The sequence below is a fragment of the Arthrobacter sp. OV608 genome (assembly GCA_900110595.1).
Lineage (GTDB): Bacteria > Actinomycetota > Actinomycetes > Actinomycetales > Micrococcaceae > Arthrobacter.
Map to the genome: position 1 here is coordinate 15,906 of FOEZ01000005.1, position 24,664 is coordinate 40,569.

Annotated in this window: 22 protein-coding genes and 1 pseudogene; 10 read left to right on the forward strand and 13 right to left on the reverse strand. The window is 63.0% G+C overall.

What is annotated here, in order from left to right; translation table 11 throughout:
- Positions 1–440 precede the first annotated feature (440 nt).
- The 3 genes from BMX78_RS08285 (at position 441) to BMX78_RS08295 (ending at position 4,386) form a co-directional block, all read left to right on the forward strand.
- Positions 441–1,394 carry an ABC transporter substrate-binding protein gene (locus BMX78_RS08285; protein ID WP_170850741.1) on the forward strand — a complete coding sequence of 318 codons (954 nt, stop codon included), beginning with the start codon at positions 441–443 and terminating at the stop codon, positions 1,392–1,394.
- A gap of 77 nt (positions 1,395–1,471) precedes the next feature.
- Complete coding sequence (locus tag BMX78_RS08290; RefSeq protein ID WP_091418567.1) at positions 1,472–2,635, forward strand: ABC transporter ATP-binding protein; 1,164 nt, start codon at positions 1,472–1,474, stop codon at positions 2,633–2,635.
- Between the two features lie 128 nt (positions 2,636–2,763).
- Entirely contained in the window at positions 2,764–4,386 is a 1,623-nt protein-coding gene (locus BMX78_RS08295) for an ABC transporter permease (RefSeq protein ID WP_211482560.1), read from the forward strand.
- 306 nt (positions 4,387–4,692) lie between these two features.
- On the opposite strand, the gene BMX78_RS23850 is transcribed toward BMX78_RS08295, so the two are convergent.
- The 3 genes and pseudogenes from BMX78_RS23850 to BMX78_RS23645 form a co-directional block, all read right to left on the reverse strand.
- Positions 4,693–4,905, reverse strand: coding sequence for a siderophore-interacting protein (locus BMX78_RS23850; protein WP_502686281.1), 213 nt, complete (start codon positions 4,903–4,905; stop codon positions 4,693–4,695).
- Positions 4,906–5,251: 346 nt separating this feature from the next.
- On the reverse strand, positions 5,252–5,950 hold the full coding sequence (locus BMX78_RS23405) for an integrase core domain-containing protein (RefSeq protein ID WP_286138892.1): 699 nt from the start codon (positions 5,948–5,950) through the stop codon (positions 5,252–5,254).
- A pseudogene (locus BMX78_RS23645) lies at positions 5,944–6,027 on the reverse strand (helix-turn-helix domain-containing protein); the annotation flags it as partial. The pseudogene BMX78_RS23645 and the gene BMX78_RS23405, both read right to left, overlap by 7 nt.
- 232 nt (positions 6,028–6,259) lie before the next feature.
- Here BMX78_RS23645 and BMX78_RS08310 point away from each other — a divergent pair.
- Positions 6,260–7,024 (forward strand): SDR family NAD(P)-dependent oxidoreductase, encoded by a 765-nt coding sequence (locus BMX78_RS08310; protein WP_091418571.1) that lies wholly within the window; start codon positions 6,260–6,262, stop codon positions 7,022–7,024.
- Positions 7,025–7,192: 168 nt separating this feature from the next.
- Here BMX78_RS08310 and BMX78_RS08315 read toward each other — a convergent pair whose 3' ends face one another.
- Positions 7,193–7,552: a hypothetical protein gene (locus BMX78_RS08315; RefSeq protein WP_091418573.1), complete on the reverse strand. Its 360-nt coding sequence runs from the start codon at positions 7,550–7,552 to the stop codon at positions 7,193–7,195.
- A 160-nt stretch (positions 7,553–7,712) separates the two neighbouring features.
- On the opposite strand from BMX78_RS08315, the gene BMX78_RS08320 reads away from it, so the two are divergent.
- From BMX78_RS08320 to BMX78_RS08335, 4 genes are all read left to right on the forward strand, one after another.
- On the forward strand, positions 7,713–8,012 hold the full coding sequence (locus BMX78_RS08320) for a hypothetical protein (RefSeq protein WP_091418574.1): 300 nt from the start codon (positions 7,713–7,715) through the stop codon (positions 8,010–8,012).
- Complete coding sequence (locus BMX78_RS08325; protein ID WP_139204905.1) at positions 8,009–9,133, forward strand: sugar ABC transporter substrate-binding protein; 1,125 nt, start codon at positions 8,009–8,011, stop codon at positions 9,131–9,133. The genes BMX78_RS08320 and BMX78_RS08325 overlap by 4 nt, the downstream gene beginning before the upstream one ends.
- 200 nt (positions 9,134–9,333) lie before the next feature.
- Positions 9,334–10,890 carry a sugar ABC transporter ATP-binding protein gene (locus BMX78_RS08330; RefSeq protein ID WP_170850744.1) on the forward strand — a complete coding sequence of 519 codons (1,557 nt, stop codon included), beginning with the start codon at positions 9,334–9,336 and terminating at the stop codon, positions 10,888–10,890.
- The gene (locus tag BMX78_RS08335) at positions 10,883–12,010 is read left to right on the forward strand and encodes an ABC transporter permease (RefSeq protein ID WP_091418579.1); all 1,128 of its coding nucleotides are present in this window, start codon (positions 10,883–10,885) and stop codon (positions 12,008–12,010) included. The genes BMX78_RS08330 and BMX78_RS08335 overlap by 8 nt, the downstream gene beginning before the upstream one ends.
- Positions 12,011–12,329: 319 nt before the next feature.
- On the opposite strand, the gene BMX78_RS08340 is transcribed toward BMX78_RS08335, so the two are convergent.
- Positions 12,330–13,352, reverse strand: coding sequence for an acetylxylan esterase (locus BMX78_RS08340; RefSeq protein ID WP_091418581.1), 1,023 nt, complete (start codon positions 13,350–13,352; stop codon positions 12,330–12,332).
- Between the two features lie 162 nt (positions 13,353–13,514).
- On the opposite strand from BMX78_RS08340, the gene BMX78_RS08345 reads away from it, so the two are divergent.
- Both BMX78_RS08345 and BMX78_RS08350 read left to right on the forward strand, forming a co-directional pair.
- Entirely contained in the window at positions 13,515–14,246 is a 732-nt protein-coding gene (locus BMX78_RS08345) for a FadR/GntR family transcriptional regulator (RefSeq protein WP_286138867.1), read from the forward strand.
- A gap of 135 nt (positions 14,247–14,381) precedes the next feature.
- A complete protein-coding gene (locus tag BMX78_RS08350) occupies positions 14,382–15,143 on the forward strand; it encodes a glucosamine-6-phosphate deaminase (RefSeq protein ID WP_091418584.1) in 762 nt (253 codons plus the stop codon).
- Between the two features lie 44 nt (positions 15,144–15,187).
- On the opposite strand, the gene BMX78_RS08355 is transcribed toward BMX78_RS08350, so the two are convergent.
- The 8 genes from BMX78_RS08355 to BMX78_RS08390 are packed head-to-tail and all read right to left on the reverse strand — an operon-like array spanning position 15,188 to position 24,586.
- Positions 15,188–16,429, reverse strand: coding sequence for an N-acetylglucosamine-6-phosphate deacetylase (locus tag BMX78_RS08355; RefSeq protein ID WP_286138869.1), 1,242 nt, complete (start codon positions 16,427–16,429; stop codon positions 15,188–15,190).
- Positions 16,426–17,109 carry an N-acetylmannosamine-6-phosphate 2-epimerase gene (locus BMX78_RS08360; protein WP_091418586.1) on the reverse strand — a complete coding sequence of 228 codons (684 nt, stop codon included), beginning with the start codon at positions 17,107–17,109 and terminating at the stop codon, positions 16,426–16,428. Before BMX78_RS08360 ends, BMX78_RS08355 begins: the two co-directional genes overlap by 4 nt.
- Before the next feature lie 2 nt (positions 17,110–17,111).
- The gene (locus tag BMX78_RS08365) at positions 17,112–18,071 is read right to left on the reverse strand and encodes an ROK family protein (RefSeq protein ID WP_170850745.1); all 960 of its coding nucleotides are present in this window, start codon (positions 18,069–18,071) and stop codon (positions 17,112–17,114) included.
- 18 nt (positions 18,072–18,089) lie between these two features.
- Positions 18,090–19,007 (reverse strand): dihydrodipicolinate synthase family protein, encoded by a 918-nt coding sequence (locus tag BMX78_RS08370; protein WP_091418589.1) that lies wholly within the window; start codon positions 19,005–19,007, stop codon positions 18,090–18,092.
- A 42-nt stretch (positions 19,008–19,049) separates the two neighbouring features.
- Positions 19,050–19,856, reverse strand: a complete 807-nt coding sequence (locus BMX78_RS08375) for an ATP-binding cassette domain-containing protein (protein WP_091418591.1) — start codon at positions 19,854–19,856, stop codon at positions 19,050–19,052.
- Complete coding sequence (locus tag BMX78_RS08380) at positions 19,853–21,964, reverse strand: dipeptide/oligopeptide/nickel ABC transporter permease/ATP-binding protein (protein ID WP_091418592.1); 2,112 nt, start codon at positions 21,962–21,964, stop codon at positions 19,853–19,855. The genes BMX78_RS08375 and BMX78_RS08380 overlap by 4 nt, the downstream gene beginning before the upstream one ends.
- Positions 21,965–21,967: 3 nt before the next feature.
- Positions 21,968–22,924: an ABC transporter permease gene (locus tag BMX78_RS08385; RefSeq protein ID WP_091418594.1), complete on the reverse strand. Its 957-nt coding sequence runs from the start codon at positions 22,922–22,924 to the stop codon at positions 21,968–21,970.
- A gap of 18 nt (positions 22,925–22,942) precedes the next feature.
- Positions 22,943–24,586, reverse strand: coding sequence for an ABC transporter substrate-binding protein (locus BMX78_RS08390; RefSeq protein WP_091418595.1), 1,644 nt, complete (start codon positions 24,584–24,586; stop codon positions 22,943–22,945).
- Between the last annotated feature and the right edge of the window lie 78 nt (positions 24,587–24,664).

Below are 24,664 nucleotides of genomic sequence, written 5' to 3' on the forward strand. Positions count from 1 at the left end.
TTGGCATTGGCATTCATTGCCGTTGACTCGTACCCAGATCCGAAAGACTCTGGCCGGGAGCTGGTGTGGCACAAGCGTGTAGTGGACCAAACCGGTGCCGGCATTCTGGCACCATTCGACTTGCCGGCTGGGGACGCTCGGTGTCCGTGTGCGATCGTATTCAAAAAGCCGCCTTAACCGGTTGCGATCGTATTCAACATCCCTGTATGGTGGTCTAGATCACGCCAGAGGCCGCCTTTGGCGCGAAGCCCGATCCCCGAAGCCGTGGGTCCAATGTGAGGAATTGAGGAATTGCTGTGAGAAAGCGAAGGAGCATGATGGCGCGCGGATCCTTGGTTGTCGCATGCGGGTTGCTTGCGTTGACAGGATGCGCGTCCGGAGGAGCCGGTTCAGCAGTAAGCGAGCCGAGTGCGAACGCGAGTGACGCGTCCGCCGAGGTCATGGACCAGGCGGAATGGTCGAAGATTGAGGACGCCGCCAACAAGGAAGGCGAGGTGACCGTTTACGGAGTCGTGAACGCGAAGACCGTCGACGCGATAACTAGTGGGTTTGCGAAGGACTACCCGAACATCAAGCTGACGTACGTGCGTCTGAGCCCATCAGATATCAGGGCCAGGCTGGATGCCGAGATCGCGTCCGGGAACGCCGGTGCGGATGCCGTCGATAATCTGGATCACGCGTCGTTCGACGGCTATGCGGCCAAGGGTGCTTTGCTGCCGCTCACTGTTCCGTCGCTGGGCGATCCGGAATTCGACCGCACCAAGTACGAGCGCACTCCCTATGTAGCACAGTTCGTCGATGGGCCGTATGCGTGGGCTTGGAACACCAAGTTGCTGCCGCAGGGCATCAGCTCCTGGCAGGATTACTTGAACCTCGACGTGTCGCAGCTCGCAGCGACAGATCCCTCGATCGGTCCGAGCGTCGCCGCGATGTACGAAACGTTCGAGGGCTCTGACGCCGGGGGCTCTGGATTCCTCGACAAGTTGACGGCTAAGGGCAAGCCCCGCATCTATGCGGGTTCGAACCCCCAAGTCGCGGCGCTGGCTGCTGGGGAAGTGGCTGCCTCGCTGCCAGTTCCTGTTGCCGTCGCGGCGACCATCAAAGCGACCGGTGCGCCAATTGACTACAGACTTCCTCCGACTACGCAGAGCATCACCAGTGAGCTGGCGGTCGTGAAGTCGGCCAAGCACCTGAATGCGGCGCAGGTATTCGCAAACTGGCTGCTGGGTAAGGCAGGTCAGGGTGCGGTGGCTCAAGGTGGATTCGTCGCAGTACGCGGTGGCACACCCCAGACCATCGACACCAAGGGAGCCACACTTGTCGAGCTCCCGCAAATCACGACCGACCAGTTCAAAGCGTTCCTGCAGCGCTGGAACCAACTGCTGGCCCAATAATTATTTGCTGCCTCGGACGCCAGCTCGCCGCTGGCGTCTGAAGCGCTTAGTACTGAAGCTATTTAGGTGGGAGAGATTTGAGCAAGCTAGAGATTCAGGGATTGCGTAAGGAGTTCGCTGGTCGTCGCAATCACGTTGCGGTCAACGATCTGACCTTCACTGTGGACGAGGGTGAGCTGCTGGTCTTGCTCGGATCGAGCGGATGTGGCAAGACGACCACGCTGCGTATGGTCGCAGGGCTTGAACAAGCCTCCGCTGGCCGGATCAGTATCGGCAACAAAGTTGTCTGCGACACGACGCGGCGCGTTGATCTCAGTCCCAACCGCCGCGACGTGGGGATGGTTTTCCAGTCGTTCGCCTTATGGCCGCATATGACGGTTCGCCGTAATATCGGTTACCCCCTTCGAGCCCGCGGGTTGAAGCAGGGCTTCAAAGAGGGCTGGATTGACGAGGCCGCCCGGATGGTGGATTGTACCGAGCTCCTCGACCGGTATCCCGGCCAGTTGAGCGGTGGTCAGCAACAGCGGGTGGCTGTGGCGCGTGCGCTGGTTGCCCGCCCGTCCCTGCTGTTGTTCGATGAACCGTTGTCCAACCTCGATGCCCGTTTGCGTGATCAGCTGCGTAACGAGATCCACCAGTTGCACCAACGGGTCGGATTCACGGGACTCTATGTCACTCATGATCAGTCCGAGGCGCTGGCGTTGGGGGATCGGTTGGCGATCATGCGTGCGGGCCAGATTGAACAGCTGGGCCGCCCTCGTGAGGTGTATGAGAACCCGGCGACAGAGTTCGTCGCCGAGTTCATCGGCATGGGAAACTCCATCTCCTTGTACAAAACGCCCTCGGGATGGGCAAGCAAGAGTGGACAGCTTGTTGGCCGTGTTCCCGATGTGTCGGCGGAGACTGCGAACCTGCGCGTGCGCCAACAGGCCATCCGGTTGGGCACTATCGACTCACTTGCGCCTGGAGAGATGGGTGTTGAAGGAGGCACGATTGCCGATGTCGAGTATGGGGGCGCCTCCGTCGATGTCGTGGTCAAGTTCGTCGATGGTCGGTCTGTCTCGAGCCGTATCCCACTCACGGGGGAGGGTGAGCACCGTTTCGAACTTGGTTCTCGAACCACGGTGATCTTCTCGGCGCGGGATGCGAAGCTCTTCCCCACCAGTCCGGCCGGCTCGGCGGGAACCGGCCAGCCCGCGCACAACGATGTCGCGCCTGAGCAGAAAGCTGGGGTGAGCTGATGAGTGTTTCGGACATCCAGGTTCCAGATCGCGGAACGGCTGGGTCCCGTCCAGGCGTTCCGTCCGCGCCGGGTGCGTCGCAGAAGCCGCGGTTCCGGGTTCGACCCGTCCATCTTTGGACCCTCGGCGTGGTGTTGTTCATTGTCTTCGTCGGACTTCTGGTTCTGCGGCCGATCTACTTCATTATCGACCGATCGACGCTGAACAACGGTTTCACCACAGCGTTCACGGATCCGTTTATCTGGCAGGCGATCGGGACCACGATCGTGCTCACGGTCGGGGCCGTGGTGCTGGCGCTGGTCGTCGGCACTGCCCTGGCCTGGTTCTCTCTGCGTCTTCCGCGAGGCCTGGGCTGGATGTCGGCGTTGCCGGTCATGTCCATCCTGATGCCTTCCGTAGCGAGCATCACAGGCTGGATCTTCCTGTTCTCTCCACGGGTCGGGTTCGCCAACACGGTGCTTCGCACCCTGCCCTGGTGGTCGGACCAGACGTCCGGGCCGATCGATGTCTACACCACCCCGTGGATCATCTTGTGCACCGGCCTTCAAATCGCGGCCTTTGTGTACCTGTTCATGAGCTCCGGCTTCACCGGAGTCAACTCCGACCTGATCGAGGCGGCTGAGGTCGCCGGATCCTCAAAACTCGGAGTGTTCTTCCGCGTCACCCTCCCCCTTGTCCGGCCCTCGCTCGTCTACGCCACGGCGACCGCGATCCTGTTGGCTCTGGGACAGTTCACCGCACCGCTCCTGCTCGGACGCAACTCCAACATTCAGGTCCTCACGACCCGAATATTCACGTACCTGAACAGCTCGCCGGTCGACTTCAACGCGGCCGCCGCGCTAGGCGTTCCGCTGGTAGTCATCGGCATGATCATTGTCTTCGGACAACGGGCGCTACTGGGAAACCAGAGCCGGTTCGTCACCCACGGCGGCAAGGGCTTCAAAGCGGTCGGGCGGCCCTCATGGTCCGGCGTGGTCTGGATCGGTGCTTATGCCCTCTTGACGGCCGTGTTGCCTCTGCTTGCCATCATCATTGTCGCGGTCTCGCCGCGATGGTCAGCAGACATCGTGCCCTCGACATTCACGCTCGAGCATTTCACTTCGGCGTTGAACTCGCCAGAGATTCTGAGTTCAGTGAAAAACAGTGTGCTGTTCTCGCTCACCTCGATCCTGATCGTCATCCCCATCGGCTTCCTGTGCTCGGCGATCCTGGTCTACGGACGCCGATTCAAACTGTGCCAAATCATCCTGGACTTCGTGGTCGCCATGCCCCTGGGCATGCCCGCGCTCATCTTCGGTCTGGGCTTTCTTTTGGCCTACAGCGGACCCCCCATCAACCTCTACGGCACAAGCTCGGTGGTGATCGCTGTCTACGTGACACTGATGATCCCGTTCTCGGTCAGACTTCAATCAGCCGCAATGCTGTCCCTGGGAAAGCAGTACATCGAAGCATCTCAGGTGGCCGGTGCCAACCTCTGGCGAACCATGCTCAGCGTCCTGCTACCGCTCATGCGATCTGCCTTCGGAGCCGCCGCTGCACTGATCTTCCTCCTCCTCAGCCACGAATTCGCCGCGTCAATGCTCGTCCGCGCACCCACCACCCAAGTCATGGGAACAACCCTCTACGACCTACTCGAATTCGGATCATATTCCGCCGTTGCGGTGCTTGCCCTGATAATGGCCGCGGTTTCGCTGGTCGGGCTCGGTCTTGCCTTCCTGCTAGGCGGCCGGGGCGCCCTGAAGGGCCTCTAGACGGAGACTGAGTAGTAATTGGATGGAAATTCCAAAGAAAGGGGACTTCGCAACGGAGTGGAACGAGATAGACAACGGCCTCTTGGATCCGAACTTCTACCGCGGAACGGGGTATCACGCGGCGTTCACGAAACTTCGAGATGAGGATCCGGTCCGGCAGCGCGGCCGAGCCGGGCTCTGTACCGGGCGTCCGCAAAGGTCACGCAGGATGCCGGCGACGATGGGAAGGTCGGTTTCGTCGGCGACCAGCAGCGTCCAGTCCGACGGGACCGGCCGGAGGCCGCGGCCCTGGTCGATGAACGCAACTTAGGCACCGGGCTGGACGGACAGCATCCAGAGTGCCGCGACGCCACCAATGCCGTGTACGACGAAGTCGATATAAAGCTCGACCAGATCGGGGCGATAAGAGCGAACGGTGTAGTTGGGGATCACCGGACATGCCCTCGGGCAAGGTGACGTGTCGCAGTTATCCGCGGATACGGAACCGCTCGGGCAGATTGTCGAGCCGGTCTTCATCATGGGCGGGGGATGGCGAGACGTAACCACTGGTCGAACCCCTGGAACTCAAACGGCCAAGTCCTCGCCGCCGAGAGTGATCCACACCATATGCGGGATCGCCCGCTCCCGGCGCACCACGTTAGCGCGAATCAGACCGTAACCCGCGACCTCTCGCCCCTGGACGCGCTCGAGTTCGTCCGAGCCATCCTCAAGGCGGCGAACGTGGACCGGGCCCACGAGGCACAGCCGGTCATGCCGCTCGCGACCATCTCGGTCCCCGAGGACATGTCCACCTCAACGCGCCTGCACGCGTCCGGGTCGAAGATACACCCCCTCAGCCTGGACTTCTTCGCCCGGTTCGTGCCGTTTATGGCGCGGTCGCCTTGTCCAGGGTCTGGTGGGGGCGGAGGCGGTTGTAGGCATGGACCCACTCGCTGATCGCGGCCTGGGCCGCTGCGAGGGAGGCGAACGGTCCGCAGCCGTCCAGCAGCTCCCTGCGCAGGGTACGATGCCAGCGCTCGTTCTTCCCGGTGGTCGTGGGCGAGTACGTCTTGGTCAGCTTCGCCTCGATGCTGTTCTCCCAGACCCGCTCGAACAGGACCTCTGCCGGCATGGCCCGCACGTACGCGTCGGCCACCGCCCTGCCGGAGGGCGCGGCGAGCACCTCGGCGATGACGACGAAGCGGGAGTGGCCATCGATCCCTGTGAGCAACTTGCACTCGCGCCCGTCCGCGAGGTAGATTCCGCCGACCAGGTCCAGTTGCCATAGGCGCATCGGCGCCTCGCGCTGCCACCGCTTGTACTTACGCCGGTGCTGGTGCTCCTGGGCACGCAGGAGGCCGTTGGGGGTCAGGACGCGGTGGACTGTAGCCCGCGACGGGGCCGGCTCGGTCCTGGTCCGCCGGATCTCATAGGCGATCCGGCTGGCTCCCCATCGGGGATGGGCCCGCCGCATCTCACAGACCAATGCCTCCACCACGGCCGGGAGCCTGCCCGGACTCGTGCGCGGCCGCCGCGGTCCTTCCCGCAGTCCATCGAAGCCACCAACCGCATCTTGGCCTTCCAGCCGTAGACGGACTGCCGGGACACCCCGTGGCGCCGGGCCACCTCGGCCACCGGGGAGCCGTCCAGTCCCTCGAGCACCGCCCGCTACCTCTGCTCGACCAGCCAGTCGCCGCCCTGCTACTGATTCGAAATCCGTCGCGACACGACGCTCTTGCGGGCAGTCAGCGTGTCCGGCGCAACTTTCTTGACATCGTATTCAAGCGTGATAGCGTCAGTCGTTGTCACGCGAGTGAGTTGCAGCCGCGATTCCTCGCGCACTGGATGGGCGCCCGCTTCGACGTGCGTCAAACTCGGAGAGGGCGGCAATCGCATGGGGCGTCTGGCTAACAAGGTGGCGATCATCACCGGCGGCTCTGGTGGCATCGGGGAAGCCCTAGTGAAGCTCTTCGCCCAGGAGGGCGCGAGAGTCCTCGCGACCGGACGTAACGAAGCACGCCTCACTGAGTTGGTGTCGGACCTTAATCGACAGTTGAACAGCAAGCAAGTGTTCGGCGTCACGCATGACATTACAAGCGAAAGCGACTGGGCCAACGTAGTTGCCACGGCAGTTGAGGTCTTTGGCCAATTAGACATTCTCGTGAACAACGCGGCGATCCCTGGCCGCGCGAGCGAGGAGCCGTGGGACGTCGACGCTGAAAACGCCACGACGGTTCTGACGACCAACATCATGGGTGCAATTCTCGGCATCAAGGCGGCCATGCCCGAGCTGAAGAAGTCCGGGGCGGGATCGATAGTCAACGTGTCTTCTGCTGCCGCATTCGTGGGCGGGGTCAGTGGTGGATCGGCGGCCTATGCGTCGTCGAAAGCGGCGGTAGGTGCACTCTCTCGAGAGATTGCTCTTGGCGTTGCCAAGGACGGCGTTCGAGTCAACACCGTGTATCCCGGCCTCGTTCGCACGCCTATCCTCGAGAACTTCCCACAAGAGAGAATCGCTCGCACGTTGTCGAAGATCCCCATGGGATTCGCTGCGGATCCCATCGACATCGCGTATGGCGTGCTTTACCTTGCCTCGGACGAATCGCGGTTTATGACGGGCGCGGACCTCGTCATTGATGGTGGGCACACCGCTCAATAGCGGGGCGGTGACCGATCCCCGATCGGTCACCGAGCCGCCACTTCCGGTGCTGATCAAAGACGGTCAACGTGATCCGGATCCTCCGGGCGGTTCTGATGCGGCGCGTAAACCGCTCTCTCGACGCCGGCCCTCAGTAAACGGCCGGTAGATATGCGAAAGTTCTCCCCCTTAAATAACATGCGCTGCTTCTGGCTGGTCGTCGAAGTAAGTCTCGCCCGCGAACTCCAGTTCCATAATCGCCGGCTGCACCCGCTGCACGAAGGGTTTCATCTCCGGCTGACTGTCCCCGGCGAACACGAGCCAGCAGCCCTGCAATCTCGTCGAAGAGCCCTTCGCCTCAGACCTGGAAAGCCCGTCATGAGCGAACTGCTTCTCGCTGTCGGTGACGAACGTAACTTCGAGGACGACGGTGCCATCCGCGGCGAGGTAATCGACTCCGCCGTGGCTGTTCGCGTGCTCGAGCTGAATCCCCAGCACCCGCTCAACGATCTGCTTCGCAATCGCCTCGTTCGGACGTTCCTGGTTCATGGGTCTCTTTCGCTCGCAAATGCCGTACGTGTGTACTTGGATTAATTGTGCCCAAACTTCTTCATCGCCACGAGTATTAGGTGCCCGCTGAGGGGGTGTATTGGGCGTAGTTGTCGTGGTCAAACGGCATGCGCGGGTCTTCATAAGACTGGAGTAGCTGGTGTTCACCGAGAACTTCACTTCGTCGGTAGCGGCGCTGGGCTGGGCGATGGAGTTAAGCATTCTGGAGTCGGTGGTTTTCGTTGAAAACGTCGGATGCTTGCTTTTCTCTACAATTGTTGACTACGATTCCAACCAGGCAGGGATCGAAGCCCAAACGCAGTACAGTTCACAGGCGCCTTTTGGGCGCCGTGTTCCGTCAGCAAGGGCCGAGCATTCGCGTCACACCCCGAGTGAGCAAAATGGCAGCGTCGCCGGAGTTCGCTCCAGCGTTATCTCTCCAATGGAGGAGCAGAAATGAACAAGAAACTACTTGGCCAATGGCGATTTGGAGCAACAGCGGCGGTTGCCGCTTCGGCTCTATTGATGGCTGGATGCGCCAACGGTCCAGCGTCGAGCGACCAGACAGGCTCGGCGAGCGGCGGCGCGGGCGCTTTTGCGGCATCACAAGCCGTCTATGACGAGCTCCTGAGCAACCCTCCGCTCAAAGTCGAGCCGCTACCGAAGCCAGCCGAGAAGGGGGTTACGGTCGCCGTCGTCAACTGCACTCTGCCCGCCTGCCTGCCCGGTGGCGGTGCGGAGCCAGGGGCCGCGCTGGGATGGAATGTAAAAGACTTCCCGTATGACCTCGCAAAAGGTCCGTCGGATGTTGTTGCGGCCATGGACGCCGCCATCGGATCGAAGCCGGATGTACTGATCGTGGCTCAGAACAATGCGGCATCGCTAGTTCAAAATCAGATTGACGCAGCGGTAGCAACAGGCATCAAAGTGATCAATATCGGCTCGCTGGAGGACCCGCCTGGCTATTTGGCCTGCATTCAATGCGCGCCGGCCGCGGACGCGCAGGGTGCCGCACTTGCAGACGTCGCGTTGGCTGACGCAGGCTCCAAGACATCGATTGGATTCGTCACCGACAAGAACATTTCGGCGTTGGTCGCGATTGCAAAGGGGGGCCAGTCGACGGTCGAAAAGAACGGCGGAGGGAGCACGGCCAAGCTGCTCGAACTGAGTGTCGTCGACAATCCCGCGGCCAACGCCGCCCGCACGGTGAGTTTTCTGCAGCGCAACCCGGACGTGAAGTATCTCGTCTTCACGTCACCCGCCTTCTTGCCTGGCACCAGCAGCGCTTTGAAAGCTGCCGGGCTTGACGTCAAGAAGATTGTCCTCAACCCCTCAAACGATGGTGACGTCGAAATGGTCAAGACCGGCGACGTGGACTTGTGGGTGGCAGGCGAGAGCGGCGATAAGGCCTATATCTGGCGAGTATTCGATGCAGCGGCCCGAGCCGTCCAGGATGCTCCGATCGACCCGAAGCAGCCGATCACCGCGATGCGTCTCATCACACCGGACAACGCCAATCCTTCCCTGCAAGCGCCGGCGGACTTCAAGAAGGTCTACAAGACCGCCTGGGGTGTGAACTGACCGTTTACTGAAAGGGATTCAGAGATCGGGGGTGAGTTTTAACCCCCGATCTCTCGTGTAGCATCGCCTCACCCTCCCGATTCCAGCAATCGGTTGGGTGTTGGCGCAGATGGTATTCACTTCGGTCATCTCTCCAAGAGGAACAGGTATGGAAATAACCCAACAGACCGGCCGGATCATTGCGCGCAAAGGGGACGCCGGTGGTTTCTGACTTGAACCGCACGTCCGGTGCCCGGGACGCAAAATTGTCGCTGACGGGTCTGACCAAGATCTTTCAGGGTCAGCGTGCCCTTGATGATGTTTCTCTCGAGCTTCGAGCGGGAGAAATACACTGCCTTCTCGGCCAGAACGGTTCGGGTAAATCGACTCTGATTAAGACGTTGGCTGGCTATCACTCGCCGGAAGCCGGGGCGACCGCGTTCGTCGATGGTGAGGAATTGGAACTCGGATCGTCCGCGGCTGCTCATAGTCGAGGCATACGGTTCATTCACCAGGATCTAGCGTTGATCGACAGCCTTTCCGTTTATGAAAACCTTGCCCTGGGCAACCAGTACACAGGCCGTTTCTGGCTCTCGGAATCGCGGGAGCGGCGGCATGCAAAGGATGTCTTTACCAAGTACGGCATCGATATCGACGCCGGTGCTTCTCTCGGTGCGCTTGGAGCGGCCAGTCGTACGATGACCGCGATTGTTCGCGCGCTGCACCACGGCGACGCGGTCAACGGCATTCTCGTTCTCGACGAGCCCACCGCATCGCTCTCCGAGGTCGAGAAGGACCATCTCTTCGCGATGTTGCGTGATGTAAAGGCGCAGGGCGGAACGATGCTCTACGTTACGCATCGGTTGCACGAGGTGTTCGAGCTAGCTGATCGCGTGACTGTGCTTCGCGACGGACGCAGTGTTGCGACTCGCGATGTTGTGGACCTGAATCACGACAGTCTGGTGGAGTTGATTCTTGGTCGTCCGGTTGATGCGTTCTACCCGGAGCCTTCAGTTCCCGGAAAAGATGCCGTGCTTGAGATTGCTGGCCTGCAGGGCGGTGCCGTCAAAGACTTCTCCTGCACCGTAATGGCAAATGAGATCGTCGGAATCGTCGGACTCGACGGATCCGGAGCTGGGGATATTCCCCACCTGATCTTCGGGGCTACTAAAAGAGATGCCGGTGACATCAAGCTTGACGGCAAGTCCTGCAACCCGAGCTCGCCCTGGGATGCCATCCGAAAAGGATTTGCGTTTGTGCCGGGTGATCGCAAACGGCTCGGTGGCGTAGCCGACTGGACCCTGCGTGAGAACCTGACCTTACCGAAGATCATTGGCAGGGGCCCGCTCCGCTGGTTGTCCGAGCGGTGGGAGGGCAAGCAGGTGGCTTCGTTCCTAAGCGATCTCGAGGTCAAGCCGAACGATACCGAAGCGGGCTTTTCTTCGCTCAGCGGCGGAAATCAACAGAAGGTTATGATCGCGCGGTGGCTGCGATGCCAGGCTCGCGCCTACTTGCTGGATGAACCGACCGCCGGAGTGGATGTCGGGGCAAAGTCCGCCATCTACAACGCGCTGACTCAGTTGGCAGCGGACGGAGCGGCCGTGCTGATGACCACATCCGATCTGGAAGAGGCCTGCGCCGTCTGCGATCGCGTATACGTCGTTCACGAAGGCCGAATTACTGGCGAACTGCGAGGCGCCCGCCTCACAGTCGACAACCTGCTGGGGGAGATGCTTCGGCCCAACACTTCATCTAGGGAGAACCTGACTCATGCTTGACACTACTCGATCTTCGAAGACGCGAGAGCGCACTTCGGAAGCGCCCGGATTCGGCGCACGTCTGGCGCACGTGCAGCTTGGGAGGTACTCCGGAATTTTCATCCTCATTGCGATCATCGCCATCTTCGCGGCGTGGATGCCCCAGTCCTTTCTCACTGAAGCGACGTTTCGCACCATCCTTCAGGGCCAAGCGATCACCGCCATCTTGGCGATCATGTTGCTCTTCCCCCTCGCGACCGGTGGCTTCGACCTTTCTGCCGCACAGATCATGGGCTTCTGTGCCCTCGTCTGTGGGGCACTGATTACGCGCGAGCCACGTCTCGATCCCGGTACGGCGATCCTGCTGGTGATGGTTTTGGGCGCGTTGATTGGAGCGGTCAACGGTTTGCTGGTGACCCTGTTCAAGCTAGGGAGTTTCATCGCGACTCTCGGGACGACGTCGTTACTTGTCGGGGCCGCAGCGCTCGTCGGGAACGGCGAGTACCTTGGGCCATTTCCGGATTCCTTTCGAGGGCTGACGGCTGGCAACGTGTTCGGTATTCCAGTTCTGACCATCTATTTACTATTGATCGCCCTCGTGTTCTGGTACATCCTGGAGCACACTCCCTGGGGGCGTCGAGTGTATGCGACCGGCGCCAATCCTGATGCGTCTCGGCTAGCGGGAATCCGTACGGACCGATTCATCTTTTGGAGTTTCGTCATTAGTGGCACCGGTGCGAGTGTCGCAGGCGTACTCCTGGCGTCGAACTTGAACTCAGTGAACCAGTCGCTCGGTCCGCAGTATCTGCTTCCCGCTTTCGCCGCGGCCTTCCTCGGTATGACGCAGTTGAAACCCGGGCGATTCAATATTTGGGGAACGGTGCTTGCGATCTACCTGCTCGGAACCGGCGTCCAGGGACTCCGGCTGGCTGGCGCCGACCTCTGGGTGACCGACGTGTTCAACGGCCTCGCCCTGATTATTGCGGTTGCTATCACAGTCTTCATGCAGCAGCGTAGACGCCGGCGCGAGGTCAAGGCTAAGGCGGCGGAGGCGGAAGGGACTAATGCCACCTCACAAGCGAAGGATGCCACCTCCCCAGCAACCGCTGATGTGACTGCAGCGGAGCCGGCCAAGAGCTGAACAACGCAACGCGATATTAAAGTATCCCCTCGCTGACGGTGCAACCACGCTGACGGCGAGGGGATACTCGTCCGCGGTAAGGCGAGTTTTCGCGCGCAAACCCTTGACATGACTCGATCTCTTCAGGGATCTCGGCCAGCCGCTCGGCCTGCCAGGAAGCCGAACTGAGCCCGGCGCCGCAGGACCGGCCCGGCGACAATGGCCGCCCGGACGGACGGGAAACCTAACCGCCCCGTTCACCTCATATCGTCTAGTGGGCCAGTTGTACCGGCATTGTGTTTTCGCGCGCACAACTGGGCGCCACAGCGGAATCAAATTGTTAGCGGCTGAGGCTTTCCTTCAGGTACTCAAGCTGACGGACCCAGTGGTGTTCCTGTCCTCCCTCATGGCCGTTGAAATGGTAGACCTCAATGGACTTGGCGGGCCCTTGTCCCGACTGACGCGGGCTTCCGGTTCCGTAGCTGTTGTAGGACGCGAAGACGGTGGACGGCGGGCAGACGTCGTCGAGCAGTGCGACGGAAAACAGAGCCGGAATGGTTGCCCTTCGAGCCAGGTGGACTCCGTCGAAGTAGTTCAGGACCTCCAACGTGTGCTCATAGCGGTCCCGGTGGCGGGAGAGGAACCCGACGATTTCAGGGTATGGGCCCCGTTGTGCCAGATTCATTGCCCGGGGAAAGTCCTGAAGGAAGGGTACGTCCGCCAGGACACCTCGAATTCCGTCCAGTCTCCCGGCAGCAAGCCCAGCGGCTGCGAGGGCCAGGCCTCCACCCTGGCTTATCCCGGCAAGGACCACGTTGTCTGCGTCCACCTGAGGGAAGCTTTGGACGGTCTCCACCGCCCGGAACGCGTCCACATACAGCCTGCGGTAGTAGTAGTCCTCCTTCGAGGCCAGGCCGCGTGTCATGAGCCCCGGGTGTGCCACGCCTCCCGCTGAGGGGTGCGGATCTGGAGTGTCGCCGGTGATCCCGCCGTAGCCTTGGCCTCGGGTGTCCATGATGAAGTGCGCGTAGCCCGCCTGGGCCCATTTCGTGTCCTCTTGGACCAGGCCACGGCCGCCGGAGTATCCGATGTACTGCACCACTGCCGGCAGGCGGTGGCCGGGGGACCGGTGTGCTGGAAGGTGGAGCCAGCCCCGGATCCGGGCTCCGCCGTAACCCGCAAAGGAAACGTCGTAGCTGTCAATGAGTGGCAGAAGGTTTTCGACGGGAGTGTAGGCCGGTGCAAGCGGGATGGAAGTGACTTCGGCCAAAGTTGCTTCCCAAAACGCATCAAAATCGTGAGGCTCTTTTGTCACCGACGTGTAATTTCGCAACTCTTGCAGTGGCATGTCAACGCTAGGCATTCTCGTTCTCCATCATCTGGTGCTCGCGTGATCCCCCCACCCAGCCCTGCGGGTTGTAGGATTCTCGAAATTAGTGAACAGAAAGAAGACAGAGGACGTCCCATCTCCTGTATCATGAGTTTAGACGAATTGCCGCTCCCGAGTGCGGCTGAAGGAGATGACGTGACAGTAGCACCCGCCTCGGTGTCGCCGGCAAGGTTCAGCGCCCAAATCCGTTCCCAGGCCCTGCAGACACGGATCATGGAACTCATCCTGGAGCGGGGCCTGGATGTTGGTGATGCCCTTCCCACTGAGAGTGAGCTCTCCGCGGAGCTTGGCGTGGGGCGCAACACTGTCCGGGAATCCCTGAAGGTGCTCCAGGCCCTTGGCGTCATTGAGATCCGGCACGGGTTCGGCATGTTTGTCGCTCCGAACAACTTCAGCGCACTGGTGTCCGGGCTGACGTTCCGGGGCAGGCTTTCGCTCCGGCACAAAGGCGAGGAAGCGATGGAGCTTATCGACGTCCGGCAGGCTTTGGAATCGGGCCTTATTGGCTCGGCCATCGACCTCCTCACGGAGGATCATTTGGCTGATCTTCGTGCCACGATGGAAGCGATGCAGGACGCCGCCGGTAAGGGTGAACTCCTTGTTCAACACGATGCGGAATTTCACCGCCGTCTCTATGCGCCCCTGAACAACGAACTGCTCATTAACCTGATGGACGTGTTCTGGCAGGTCTACCGGCAGATCCATGAGGCGTTGGGCTCCGGGCCGGTCAACCTCGACGAACAGGTCCAGATGCATTGGGACATTTACGATGCAGTGGCAAACCGGGACAAAGCTCTGGCTTCTGAACGCCTGCAACGCCACTTTGACGGTATCCGCCGCAAATTGAAGGACGTCGCGTCAGCCTAACGCGCGCAGCCGAGGACCGGGACGAGGCACCGTACCCCGGCCGGATCGTCACTTAAAGCCCCCGCCTCCGTGCGTCCAGATGACCAGCGGAACACGCGGTGAGGCACCCATCTTATGAGAGAGCGCCCTTTTGCCATGGAGATTTTTGTTGTGCCCGACGCCTCGGGCACCGGAGCTGTTGCCGCCGGCATTCTTGCCGCCGTCATCCGAAGCAAGCCGGACGCTGTCCTTGGGGTCGCTACGGGCAGCTCCCCACTGCCCGTCTACGCGGCGCTGGCCGAGCACCAGCTGGACATGTCCCGCGTCCAGGCGTTCGCCCTCGATGAGTACGTGGGCCTGGCTGCAGGGCACCCGCAAAGCTACGCCGAAGTGGTCCGCAGTGAAGTGACCGAACGCCTGGGATTGGACCCGGCCCTTGTTTCAGTTCCCGACGGCGTCGCCGAAGATCCTCACCACGCAGCAGCCCTGTACGACGCCGCCATCCGCGCCGCCGGGGGCGTGGACGTGCAGATCCTGGGGATAGGCCACAACGGACACATCGCCTTCAATGAACCCGGCTCCGGGCTCGATTCCCGGACCCGGGTTGAATTCTTGGCCGGGCGGACCCGCCAGGCCAATGCGCGCTACTTCCGGTCTATTGACGACGTGCCGACCCAGTGCATCACCCAGGGCCTCGGTACCATTCGCGAGGCCAGGCACCTGCTGATGGTGGTCAACGGGGCGGATAAGGCTGAAATTCTAGCGGCAGCGCTGCACGGCCCGGTGTCACCTGAGTGTCCCGCTTCGGTGCTGCAGTTGCACCCGCACGTGACAGTAGTGGCAGATGAAGCGGCAGCGGGCCTCCTTGGTGTCAAGCTCGGCCAAGTGGCCGTCCGGGTCGCAACGCCGAGCGCCTGAACCGCCGTCTGAACCGAGAGCCTCAAATAGCGGGAGCCGTGGTCCTAGGACGCAGCCGTGATGGTCGCGGCCGGCCGGAGTAGTGGCATGCCGCGACGGAACACCCTGATCGGGCGGAAATCGGGGTCCACCGCCAGGATGTCCGCCCTTAACCCTGAGCGAAGGCTTCCTACCTCTTGCTGGAGGCCAAGGATCCCTGCCGGAACCGCCGTGGCTGACAAGACCGCGCTTGCCGCGTCCACCCCGGCCTCGACCGTCCGCCGTACAACGTCCAGCAGCGTCGCCGTTCCGCCCGCGAGGGCACCATCGCTTCGCAGCCTGGCCTCGCCGTCGCTAACGCGCACCCCTTGCGGGCCAAGGTCGTAGTCGCCGTCCGGCAGTCCCGTCGCGGCCATCGAGTCGGTCACCAGAATGACGTTGTCCCCGCCAACGAGCGCGAAGACCATTCGGACGGTGTCCGGGTGCAGGTGGACGCCGTCGGCAACAAGCTCCACCGCAATCGTGCCCGCTGCTGCAAGTCGCAGACAGGCCGCTACGGGCCCGGGATCGCGGTGATGCAGCGGCGGCATGCCGTTAAACAGGTGGGTGACCGTGGGCCGGGCGGTGCTGCCCTGCGCGGAGGCTAGCAGGGTCGCTGCTTGGGTGAGGGAGGCCGCCGTCGTTGGGGCATCGGCGTTGGTGTGTCCCAGGGACGGGGTCACGCCGAGATCAACCATCGCCTGCACCAAAGCTACGGCTCCGGGCAGTTCGGGAGCATAGGTCATGGTGCGCAGGTACGCGCCCGAGCTCTCCACGAGGTCTCTGAGCAGGTGCAGGTCAGGTTCCAGGAGGAACCGCGGATCCTGGGCTCCGCAGCGCGCGTGGGAAAGGAACGGTCCTTCGGCATGGATTCCCGCGATCAGCCCCTCCTTCGAAAGGGGGCCCAGGGCCTCGGCGCCGCGCAGCAGGTCCTCGCGGGAAGCAGTGACCAGGCTTGCCAGGAGTGTGGTGGTGCCGCTGGCGTGGAGGAAGTCCACCGCGGAGCGGGCTGACGGTAGATGCCCGCCGGGGAAGTCCCCGCCTGCCGCCCCATGGCAGTGCAGGTCCACCAGGCCGGGCAGGAGCAGGGTTCCTGGCGGCAGTCCCACTTCCTCCAGCCCTGGAAGGGAACGGGTATCGAAGCCTGTCCTGGGGCCGGCATACGTTATGCGTTCACCGGAAACGGCGACCACCGCGTCCTCAACGACAGTTCCGTCGGTGACGATGGTGCCGGGCAGCAGGAAGGCGGGCGGCATCCGGGTGGTCATTTCAGGGCGTCCGCAAACCAGCCCGTGATGGTGGCCGGGTGCGTGATGGCAGTTCCCACCACCACGGCGAAGGCCCCGGCATCAAGTGCCTGCCTCGCCTGGGCAGGGGTGTGCAGCCGGCCCTCTGCGATAAGGGGCACTCCAAATCCGGCCGCCGCGATCTGTTCCAGCAGTTCAAGGTCGGGGCCTTGGGTTTTGGGGCGTTCGCCGGAGTAGCCGGCAAGTGTTGTGCCGATCAGGTCTGCGCCGGCTTCGACGGCGGCCGCTGCGTCCTGGAGGGACCCGCAGTCGGCCATGACCAGCGCAGGGGATCCGGTGTGGATTCCGGTAATTGTCTGCGCGAGGGTCAGGTTGTCCGGGCGGGCGCGCCGGGTGCCGTCGACGGCCACGATGTGGGCGCCGGCGTTCGTTACCGCGAGGGCATGCCGAAGGGTGGGGGTGATGAAGACGCCGTCGCGCCCGTCTTTCCAGAGCCCGATGACTGGGACCTCAACGGCGGCCCGGGTGTGTTGGACGTCCGCCAGGCCCTGTACACGGACTGCTGCGGCGCCGCCGGCGACTGCTGACGCGGCGAATTGGGCGGTGGTGCGGGGATCGCGCATGGGCTCACCGGGATAGGCCTGGCAGGAGACGATGAGCCTGCCCCGCAAGGATTCAAGCCGGTCGGGGGACAGGATCATGGTCAGTTCCTTTGGAAAGTGAGCGAATCGGTGAACACCAGCTTCGCTGCACCAATGATGGCTGCAGCGTTGCCCAGCGAGGCGGGCAGCACGGGAATGTTTGCCAGGGCCGGGAGGAGTTCGGCCCGGACGGCCCGTTCCATCGGCCGCCACCACGGTGCTCCTGCATCCGAGAGCCCGCCTGAGACGACGACGACCTCCGGGTCCAGGATGTTGGCCAGCCCGCCCACGGCCTGCCCGGCCGCAGCGGCGGCGCCGCCGATGGTCTTGATGGCGATGGCATCACCATGCGCGGCGAGGGAGAAGACACCGCGGGCATCCGGTGAACCGGCCTTCCCACCCAGCCGCTGGTAGGCTTCGGCGATGGCAGGTCCGGAGGCAATGGCTTCAACATGGCCTGCTCCGCCGCAGACACAGGGCAGTGGCTGGCCGTCCTGGTAGGCGTAGGGGGAGGCGAAGTGGCCGACGTGTCCGCCCACGTAGCGATGCCCCAGGACCGGTGTGCCGTCAAGAACGTAACTGCCGCCGACGCCGGTGCCGAAGGCCACCAGGAGTGAACTGGCGGTCCCTGCGGCGGCACCGGTCCAGGCCTCGCCAAGGGCGTGGGCGTGGACATCGTTCACCACCCGGATGGAGGCTTGCGGCAGGTGCAGCCGCGCTGCCAGGCCGGCGCTGATGGCAGTACCGGCCCACCCGAGGATCGCATCGGTTGCTGAAACCACTTCGCCTTTACGGGCATCAATAGCACCGGCCGAACCGACGCCGACATGACCGACAATGATTCCATCAGCAGCGGCGCGTCCAATGAGCCCCGCGACCAGGCTGGCAGTGGCGTCGAGGATTGCCTCACCGCCATCACGGTTAAGGGTGGGAATGGTCTCGGAAAACAGCACTTCACCCGTGCCTGAGACCACCCCGGCAGCAGTTTTAGTGCCACCGAGGTCAACACCAACGGCGTACATCAGCTTCGGGACCCGTCCCTAGACCAGGCTGTTGCGTTCGAGGATGACCTTGATCGCAGTGGTTTCCTCTTCGTTCAGCGCGGGCATCGGGATGCTCATGGTGTTGGATTCGATGATGCCCATGATTTGCAGCGCCGTCTTGAAGGCGCCCAGGCCCGCTGCCCCGCCGGAGACGCGCCCGTTGGGGGTGTAGACGATCTCGAAGAGGTCGGCCAGCCGGTCCTGCTCGGCGGCGGCTTTAGCCCAGTCCCCGGCAACGGCGGCGTCGACGAGGTTGCGGTAGCCGCGGGGATCCACGTTGCCAAGGCCCGGCACTACGCCCTGCGCGCCGCCGAGCAGGGCGCCGTCGACCACTACTTCGTGGCCGGTGAAGATGTCGAAGTTCTCGATTTCCCGGGCCGCGAGCAGGAGCTGGCGGAAGGCGACGTCGTCGCCGGAGGAGTCTTTGACGCCGGCGATGACGCCGTCGCGGCCCAGCCGGACCAGCAGGTCCGTGGGGAGCTTGAAGTGGGTACGGACCGGGACGTCGTAGGCGAAGATCGGCGTGTCGACGGCGGCGTGGATGCTGCGGAAGTGGGTCTCTGTTTCGTCTGCGTTGCCGATGGCGTAGTACATGGAGGTGACCACGATGGCGTCAGCCCCGAGGTCGATGACGCGTTTGGCTTCTTCGATGACGCGGTTGGTGGTCTGTTCGTTGGCCCCCACGATCAGGGGCACGGCCCCCGCGTTGGCCGTGGCGATGGTGCTGACCACGAGTTCGCGCTCGGCGTTGGTCATGTACGGGACCTCCGCGGAGGAGCCCAGCACGAAAAGTCCGGAGACGCCGCCGTCGAGCAGGTGCTTGGTGAGGTTCTGCAAAGAGGCGGTGTCGATGCTGCCGTCAGCATGGCGGGGAGTGACGAGGGGCGGGATGACGCCGGAGAACTGGGAAGACACGGAAAAACTCCAATGGTGGTTGTAGAGGTGGGGTTTGAGGATCTAGGTGTGCAGCAGGCTGGGGGCTGCTCCGAGGAGCTTTTTGGTGTAGTCGTTCCGGGGGTTGTCGAAGACCTGGGCGGCGGGCCCTTCCTCGACGATTTCGCCGAAGTACATGACGCAGATCCGGTCGGAGACGTAGCGGACGGTCTGGATGTCGTGGGAGATGAAGACCATGCCCAGATTCAGCTGGGTCTTCAGGTCCGAGAGCAGGTTCAGGACCTGCGCCCGGACCGAGACGTCCAGGGCCGATGTTGGTTCGTCGGCGACGATGATGTCCGGGTCCAGTGCCAGTGCCCTGGCGATGGCTACGCGCTGGCGCTGGCCGCCGGAGACCTGCGATGGCGTGACTTCGGCCGCGGAGGCTGGCAGGCCTACCAGGGCGAGGAGTTCCTTGACCTTGGCCGCACGGGACGCGGCGTTGCCGATTCCGTGTATTTGGAGGGGGTCGGTGAGGATGTCCTGGATGGTCATGCGCGGATTCAGCGCCGTTGCCGGGTCCTGGAATACTACCGAGACGGCCCGGCCGAATTCCTTGCGCATGGCCGCGTTCCGTTTGATGGCGGGTTTGCCGTGGAAGAGGACCTGCCCGGATGTCGGTGTTTGGAGGCCCACCAGGACGGAGGCCAGGGTCGATTTGCCGCAGCCGGATTCTCCCACGATGCCCACTGTTTCGCCGCGGCTGATGGTGAAGTCCACGCCGTTGACGGCTTTGACGATGTTGGGGCGGAACAGGCCGCCGCTCCGTGCCCGGTGGTGGACCTTGACGTCTTTGAGTTCAATAACGGGTTTGCCGGTGGACAGGCTCATTTTGCGTCCTCCTTTCGGTGGCTGGCCCAGTAGTGGTCCGAATCCCCGCCCACGGCGGTGAGGACCAGCTGCTGGTTCGGATCGGCGTCACGGCGCAGGGAGCGGGGTGCGAAGCGGTCGCCGGGGGCGAAGTCCTGGGGTGAGGGCACGGTGCCGGGGATCTGGTGCAGGCGGGCGGCGTCGGCTTCGATGGAGAGCACGGCGCCCAGGAGCCCGCGGGTGTATTCGTGCCTGGGGTTTTGCAGCAGCTCGGACGCCTGGGCGGATTCAACCACCTGGCCGGCGTACATCACGGTGATCCGGTGGGCCAAGGAGGCGACCAGAGCAAGGTCGTGGCTGACGAACACCATGGCGAAACCAAGCTGTTCACGGAGCTCGTTGAGGAGGTCCACCACCTGTTTCTGGACGGTCACATCGAGGGCCGTGGTTGGCTCATCTGCCACCACGATCTTGGGGGAACGCGAGAGCGCCATGGCGATCAGCACGCGCTGGCGTTGCCCGCCGGAGAGCTCATGCGGGTAACTGGCAAGGGTCCGTACCGGGTCGAGTTTGACCATTTCCAGCAGCTCGGCCGGGGTCTTTCGCCCGCCGCGCCGGGTCAGCTGGCTCATCTGGTCCTTGATCTTCATGGACGGGTTCAGCGAGCTGAGCGCGTCCTGGTAAACCATGGCGATCTGTTCCCCCCGGAGTCCCTGGTAGGCCTTGGGGTCGCTGTGACTGGTCTGTGGGTCCAGCAGTTCCTTGCCGTCGAACTTTATGGAGCCGCTGATCCGTGCCGTCTTGGGCAACAGGCCCATCACGGCGAGGGAGGTGATGGACTTGCCGCAGCCGGATTCGCCCACCAGGCCCATGGTTTCGCCCTCGCGAACACTGAAGGAGACGTTGTCCACGATGGCGGTGTCACCGAACCTGCCGGGGAACCGAATGGAAAGGTTTTTCACCTCCAGGACCGTGCGGGCGTCTGCAGGGACCTGCGGCAAACGGTCCGTCCGCGTGGCTTCAACGGCAGCCAGCAGTTCCAGTTCGCGGTCGAGCAGGAGGTGCGGATTGGCCGCTGCCACCTTCACATCGGTGAGGACCGCTGACCTGTTGTAGATCTCCTCGTCGACGATTCCTCCGGAAGCGGTACGGACGCCGTCGAGCTCGTGCTCCTCCACGACGGATGGCTGCGCCACAGAGGTGGCAACCTCAGTGTCCACGGCAGCGCCGGCAACTACGGCTGCCGACCCGTCGTCGTCCTTTACAGCGGGCGCCTTGCGCAGCCTGGGGTTCACCATGGCGTCGGTCAGACCTTCGGCGAGGATATTCAGTGCCAGCACCGTGAGCAGGATGGTCACGCCGGCGAAGGTGGTGGCCCACCAGCCGCCGGACAGGACCAGGTTTCGGCCGTAGGAGATCACGTTGCCCCAGGACGGGGCGGGGTCCTGGACGCCGGCGCCCAGGAAGGACAGGGACGCTTCGAGGATGATGGCGTCGGCGACCATCACGGTGGCGAACACCAGCACCGGGGCCGCGGTATTGCGGACGATGTGCTTGAGGAGGATGTAGAAGCGGCCGGCGCCGATGACCCGCTCTGCCCGGACGTAGTCCTCACCGTACTGGGCCAGAACGTTGGCGCGGACCACCCTGGCCAGCTGCGGGGTGTAGATGATGGCGATGGCAACGATGATGGTTGGCACCGAATTGCCGAAGGCTGCCAGCAGCACCGCGGCCAAAGCGATGCCGGGGAAGGCCATCAGGATGTCCATGAGGCGCATGATGAGCTCGTTGACGGCCTTGCTGGACGTGGCAGCGAGCGAGCCCAGCAGGGCGCCCGCCAACACGGCCAGGCCCACCGCGCCGAGGCCGATCATCAGCGAGGACTGCGAGCCGTAGAGCAGGCGGGAGAAGATGTCGCGGCCCAGCCGGTCGGTGCCGAAGAAGTGCTCGGCGCCGGGTGGCGTTGCCGGGAAGAAGGTTTCCAGCGGGTCGTGCGGTGCCAGGACCGGGGCGAAGATGGCGGCGAGGACAATCACCACCAGGAAGGCCAGGGCCAGTCGGGAGCTCCAGGGCAGGGCCTTGAAGCGGAGTCCGGGGGCGCTCAGACGTTCAGCGAGTTTGCTGCGCATGGGTCACACGGTCCTGATTCGGGGGTTGATGAGCAGGTAGAGAAGGTCCACGGCGATGTTCACCAGGACGAAGGTGACGGAGATGGTAAGGACCACGCCCTGTACCAGGTTGACGTCCAGGTTGGTGATGCCGTTGAGGATCAGCTGGCCCATGCCGGGCAGCGCGAAGATCATTTCAATGACGACGGCGCCGCCCAGCAGGTAGCCGACCCGCAGTCCCAGCACGGTCACCGGCGTGACCAGTGCGTTGCGGAGCACGTTTTTGGACACGACTTCCCGGTAGGGGACTCCGTTGCCGATGGCGGTCCGGACGTAGTCCCGGTCCAGCTCCTCCACCATGGAGGTGCGCACGACCCTGATGAGGGAAGCCGATACCGGGATGCCCAGGGCCAGTGCGGGCAGGGCCATGGAGTTGAGCCAGCCGCCCAAGCCGGACTCCGGGGTGGCGATGCCGCCGGACGGGAACATCGGCGCCGGCCCCAGGGCGAACCACTGGATCAGCAGGATGCCCAGCCAGAACGACGGTGTTGCCACCGCGGCGATGGAGAAGACGCGTACCAGTTGGTCCTGCCACTTGTCCCGGTACAGGGCACCGATGATGCCGAAGACCAGGGAGACCACGACGGCGATGATCACGCCCAGGAAGGTCAGCTGCAGCGTCAGGGGGAACGCTGAGCCGATCATGCTCGCCACGGATTTCGCCGGGGGAGTGGTGACCCCCAGGTCGAACTGCAGGAGCTTGGCGAGGAAGTGGACGTACTGCAGCAGCAGTGGATCGTTCAGGCCGTTGGCCTGGCGGTACTGCTCTTTGGCTTCCTCGCTTGCCCCTTCGCCCAGGGCGCTGCTGGCCTGGTCGCCGGGCGCGGCCTGCAGGACGAGGAACACCAGCAGGGTGATGCCCAGGACCATCAGCGGCAGGGCCGCGAGCCTTCGGCCGAGCAGGCGCAATATCGTGGTCAATGTATTCTCCGGTTTGGGCTAGGCGGTGCGGCCCACACCAACGAAGGAAACTCCGGTGGTGGGAAGGGGCTTGAAGCCGCTGAGCTTTTTTGCATCCCAGGCGCTGGGAAGCTGGCGGTGGAACAGCGGGTAGAGCGGGACCTCATCGGAGACCAGGTCCACGATTTCGCCGGTGAGTTTCTTGGCGTCTTCCTTGGAGGCCTGGCCGGCCTTGGACATCAGGTTCACGAGCTGGGCGCGTTCGGGGGCATCGCCCCAGAAGGCACGGTTCTTCATCCAGGTATCGCCGGCGTAGAACCAGCTCAGCAGCAGGTCCGCGTCGTTGCCGAAAACTGAGGGGTCGCCGGGCGCTGCGACCACGGTGTAGTCACCCTTGGCAACGCGGTCCGTGTACAGGGCGCCGGACTGGAGGTTCTTCAGGGTGACCTTGACGCCCGGGATCTTATTCCAGGATTCCAGCATCAGCGGTGCCACGTCCTTGACCCAGGCGGTGTCTGTGGTGAGCAGTTCGAATTCGAGGCTGGTGACGCCGGCTTCCTTGAGCAGTTCCTCGGCCTTCTTCGCGTCGTAGCCGTAGACGTTCTTGGCCTTGACATAGTCCGGGTGGCCCTCCTGGAAGTAGGAACTGGCCGGTTTGGCGTTGCCGAAAAGTGCCTTCTTGATGATGGAGTCCTTGTCCAGGCCGTAGTGGAGGGCCTGGCGGACGAGCTTGTTGTTGAAGGGTGCTGCGTTGCAGTTGAACATCATGAAGAGCAGCCCGAAGGACTGGACGGATTCAACGGTGGCCTTGGACTTCAGGCCTTCCATGTCCAGGTAGGGGACGTCCTCGATGGCCTGGACGCGGCCGGACTGCATGGCGGTGACGCGGGCCGCGGCATCGGAGAGCAGCAGCCAGGTCATCCCCTTGGCCAGGGCGGGCATGGGGCCGTTGTAGGCCTGGTTGGCCTCGAAGACGATCTTGTCGTCCTTGGCCGCGGAGATGAGCTTGTAGGGTCCGGTACCCACAGGCTTGGCGTCGAAGGACTTCAGCTGCTCGGAGCCGGCGGGGAAGTTGGTGAGCGCCTTGGGGACGATCTTCACCACGGAAATACGGGGCCCGAAACCGGGGAACGCGTATTTGAGGCTGAATTGCACGGTCTTGGCATCGAGTGCCTTGACCTCCTGGATGAACGGTATGAACTGCGAGAACAGCGACTTGTTGGCCGGATCCATCACGCGGGTGAAGGAGAACACCACGTCTTCGGCGGTAACCGGCGTGCCGTCATGGAAGACCGCGCCGTCGCGGATGGCCACCTGGTAGGTGGTCTCGTTGACCATCTTGGGGTCGGCGGCGGCCAGCGCGTTGTACGGCTCCCGGGTTGCCGGGTGGAGCTCGATCAGGCCCTCGAAGATGTGCAGGTTCGCTGCCATCGGAGTGGCGCCGGAGGAGGAGATGGGGTCGAAGCCGGTGGAGAGGGCGTAGGAGATTCCGGCCTCAATGGTGAGGTCCTTGTTGATCGGCGAGGTGTTGGTGGTGGCGCCCGTAGTGGTGGTGGCCGGCCCGCCGCAGGCAGCAAGGGTGGTGGTGAAGGCTGCGGCGACACCCATGGCGCCGGTCAGTTTGAGGAAGTTCCGGCGGCTGGCGTCTTTGACCAGCGGCAGGTTCTTGGAGGAGATGTTCATAAAAGCCTCGCCATTCCAGAAGGTTTATCGGATGTAGGACATCCGAGCTCGTGATAAAACTGTAAGTGCCATCACAGC

Bases quoted from the DNA above. Each gene is read 5' to 3' on its own strand.
- BMX78_RS08285 (WP_170850741.1), top strand. From the start codon at position 441: ATGGACCAGGCGGAATGGTCGAAGATTGAGGACGCCGCCAACAAGGAA.
- BMX78_RS23850 (WP_502686281.1), bottom strand. From the start codon at position 4,905: ATGATGAAGACCGGCTCGACAATCTGCCCGAGCGGTTCCGTATCCGCG.
- BMX78_RS08310 (WP_091418571.1), top strand. From the start codon at position 6,260: ATGGGGCGTCTGGCTAACAAGGTGGCGATCATCACCGGCGGCTCTGGT.
- BMX78_RS08315 (WP_091418573.1), bottom strand. From the start codon at position 7,552: ATGAACCAGGAACGTCCGAACGAGGCGATTGCGAAGCAGATCGTTGAG.
- BMX78_RS08325 (WP_139204905.1), top strand. From the start codon at position 8,009: ATGAACAAGAAACTACTTGGCCAATGGCGATTTGGAGCAACAGCGGCG.
- BMX78_RS08335 (WP_091418579.1), top strand. From the start codon at position 10,883: ATGCTTGACACTACTCGATCTTCGAAGACGCGAGAGCGCACTTCGGAA.
- BMX78_RS08340 (WP_091418581.1), bottom strand. From the start codon at position 13,352: ATGCCTAGCGTTGACATGCCACTGCAAGAGTTGCGAAATTACACGTCG.
- BMX78_RS08350 (WP_091418584.1), top strand. From the start codon at position 14,382: ATGGAGATTTTTGTTGTGCCCGACGCCTCGGGCACCGGAGCTGTTGCC.
- BMX78_RS08355 (WP_286138869.1), bottom strand. From the start codon at position 16,429: ATGACCACCCGGATGCCGCCCGCCTTCCTGCTGCCCGGCACCATCGTC.
- BMX78_RS08360 (WP_091418586.1), bottom strand. From the start codon at position 17,109: ATGATCCTGTCCCCCGACCGGCTTGAATCCTTGCGGGGCAGGCTCATC.
- BMX78_RS08365 (WP_170850745.1), bottom strand. From the start codon at position 18,071: ATGTACGCCGTTGGTGTTGACCTCGGTGGCACTAAAACTGCTGCCGGG.
- BMX78_RS08375 (WP_091418591.1), bottom strand. From the start codon at position 19,856: ATGAGCCTGTCCACCGGCAAACCCGTTATTGAACTCAAAGACGTCAAG.
- BMX78_RS08380 (WP_091418592.1), bottom strand. From the start codon at position 21,964: ATGCGCAGCAAACTCGCTGAACGTCTGAGCGCCCCCGGACTCCGCTTC.
- BMX78_RS08390 (WP_091418595.1), bottom strand. From the start codon at position 24,586: ATGAACATCTCCTCCAAGAACCTGCCGCTGGTCAAAGACGCCAGCCGC.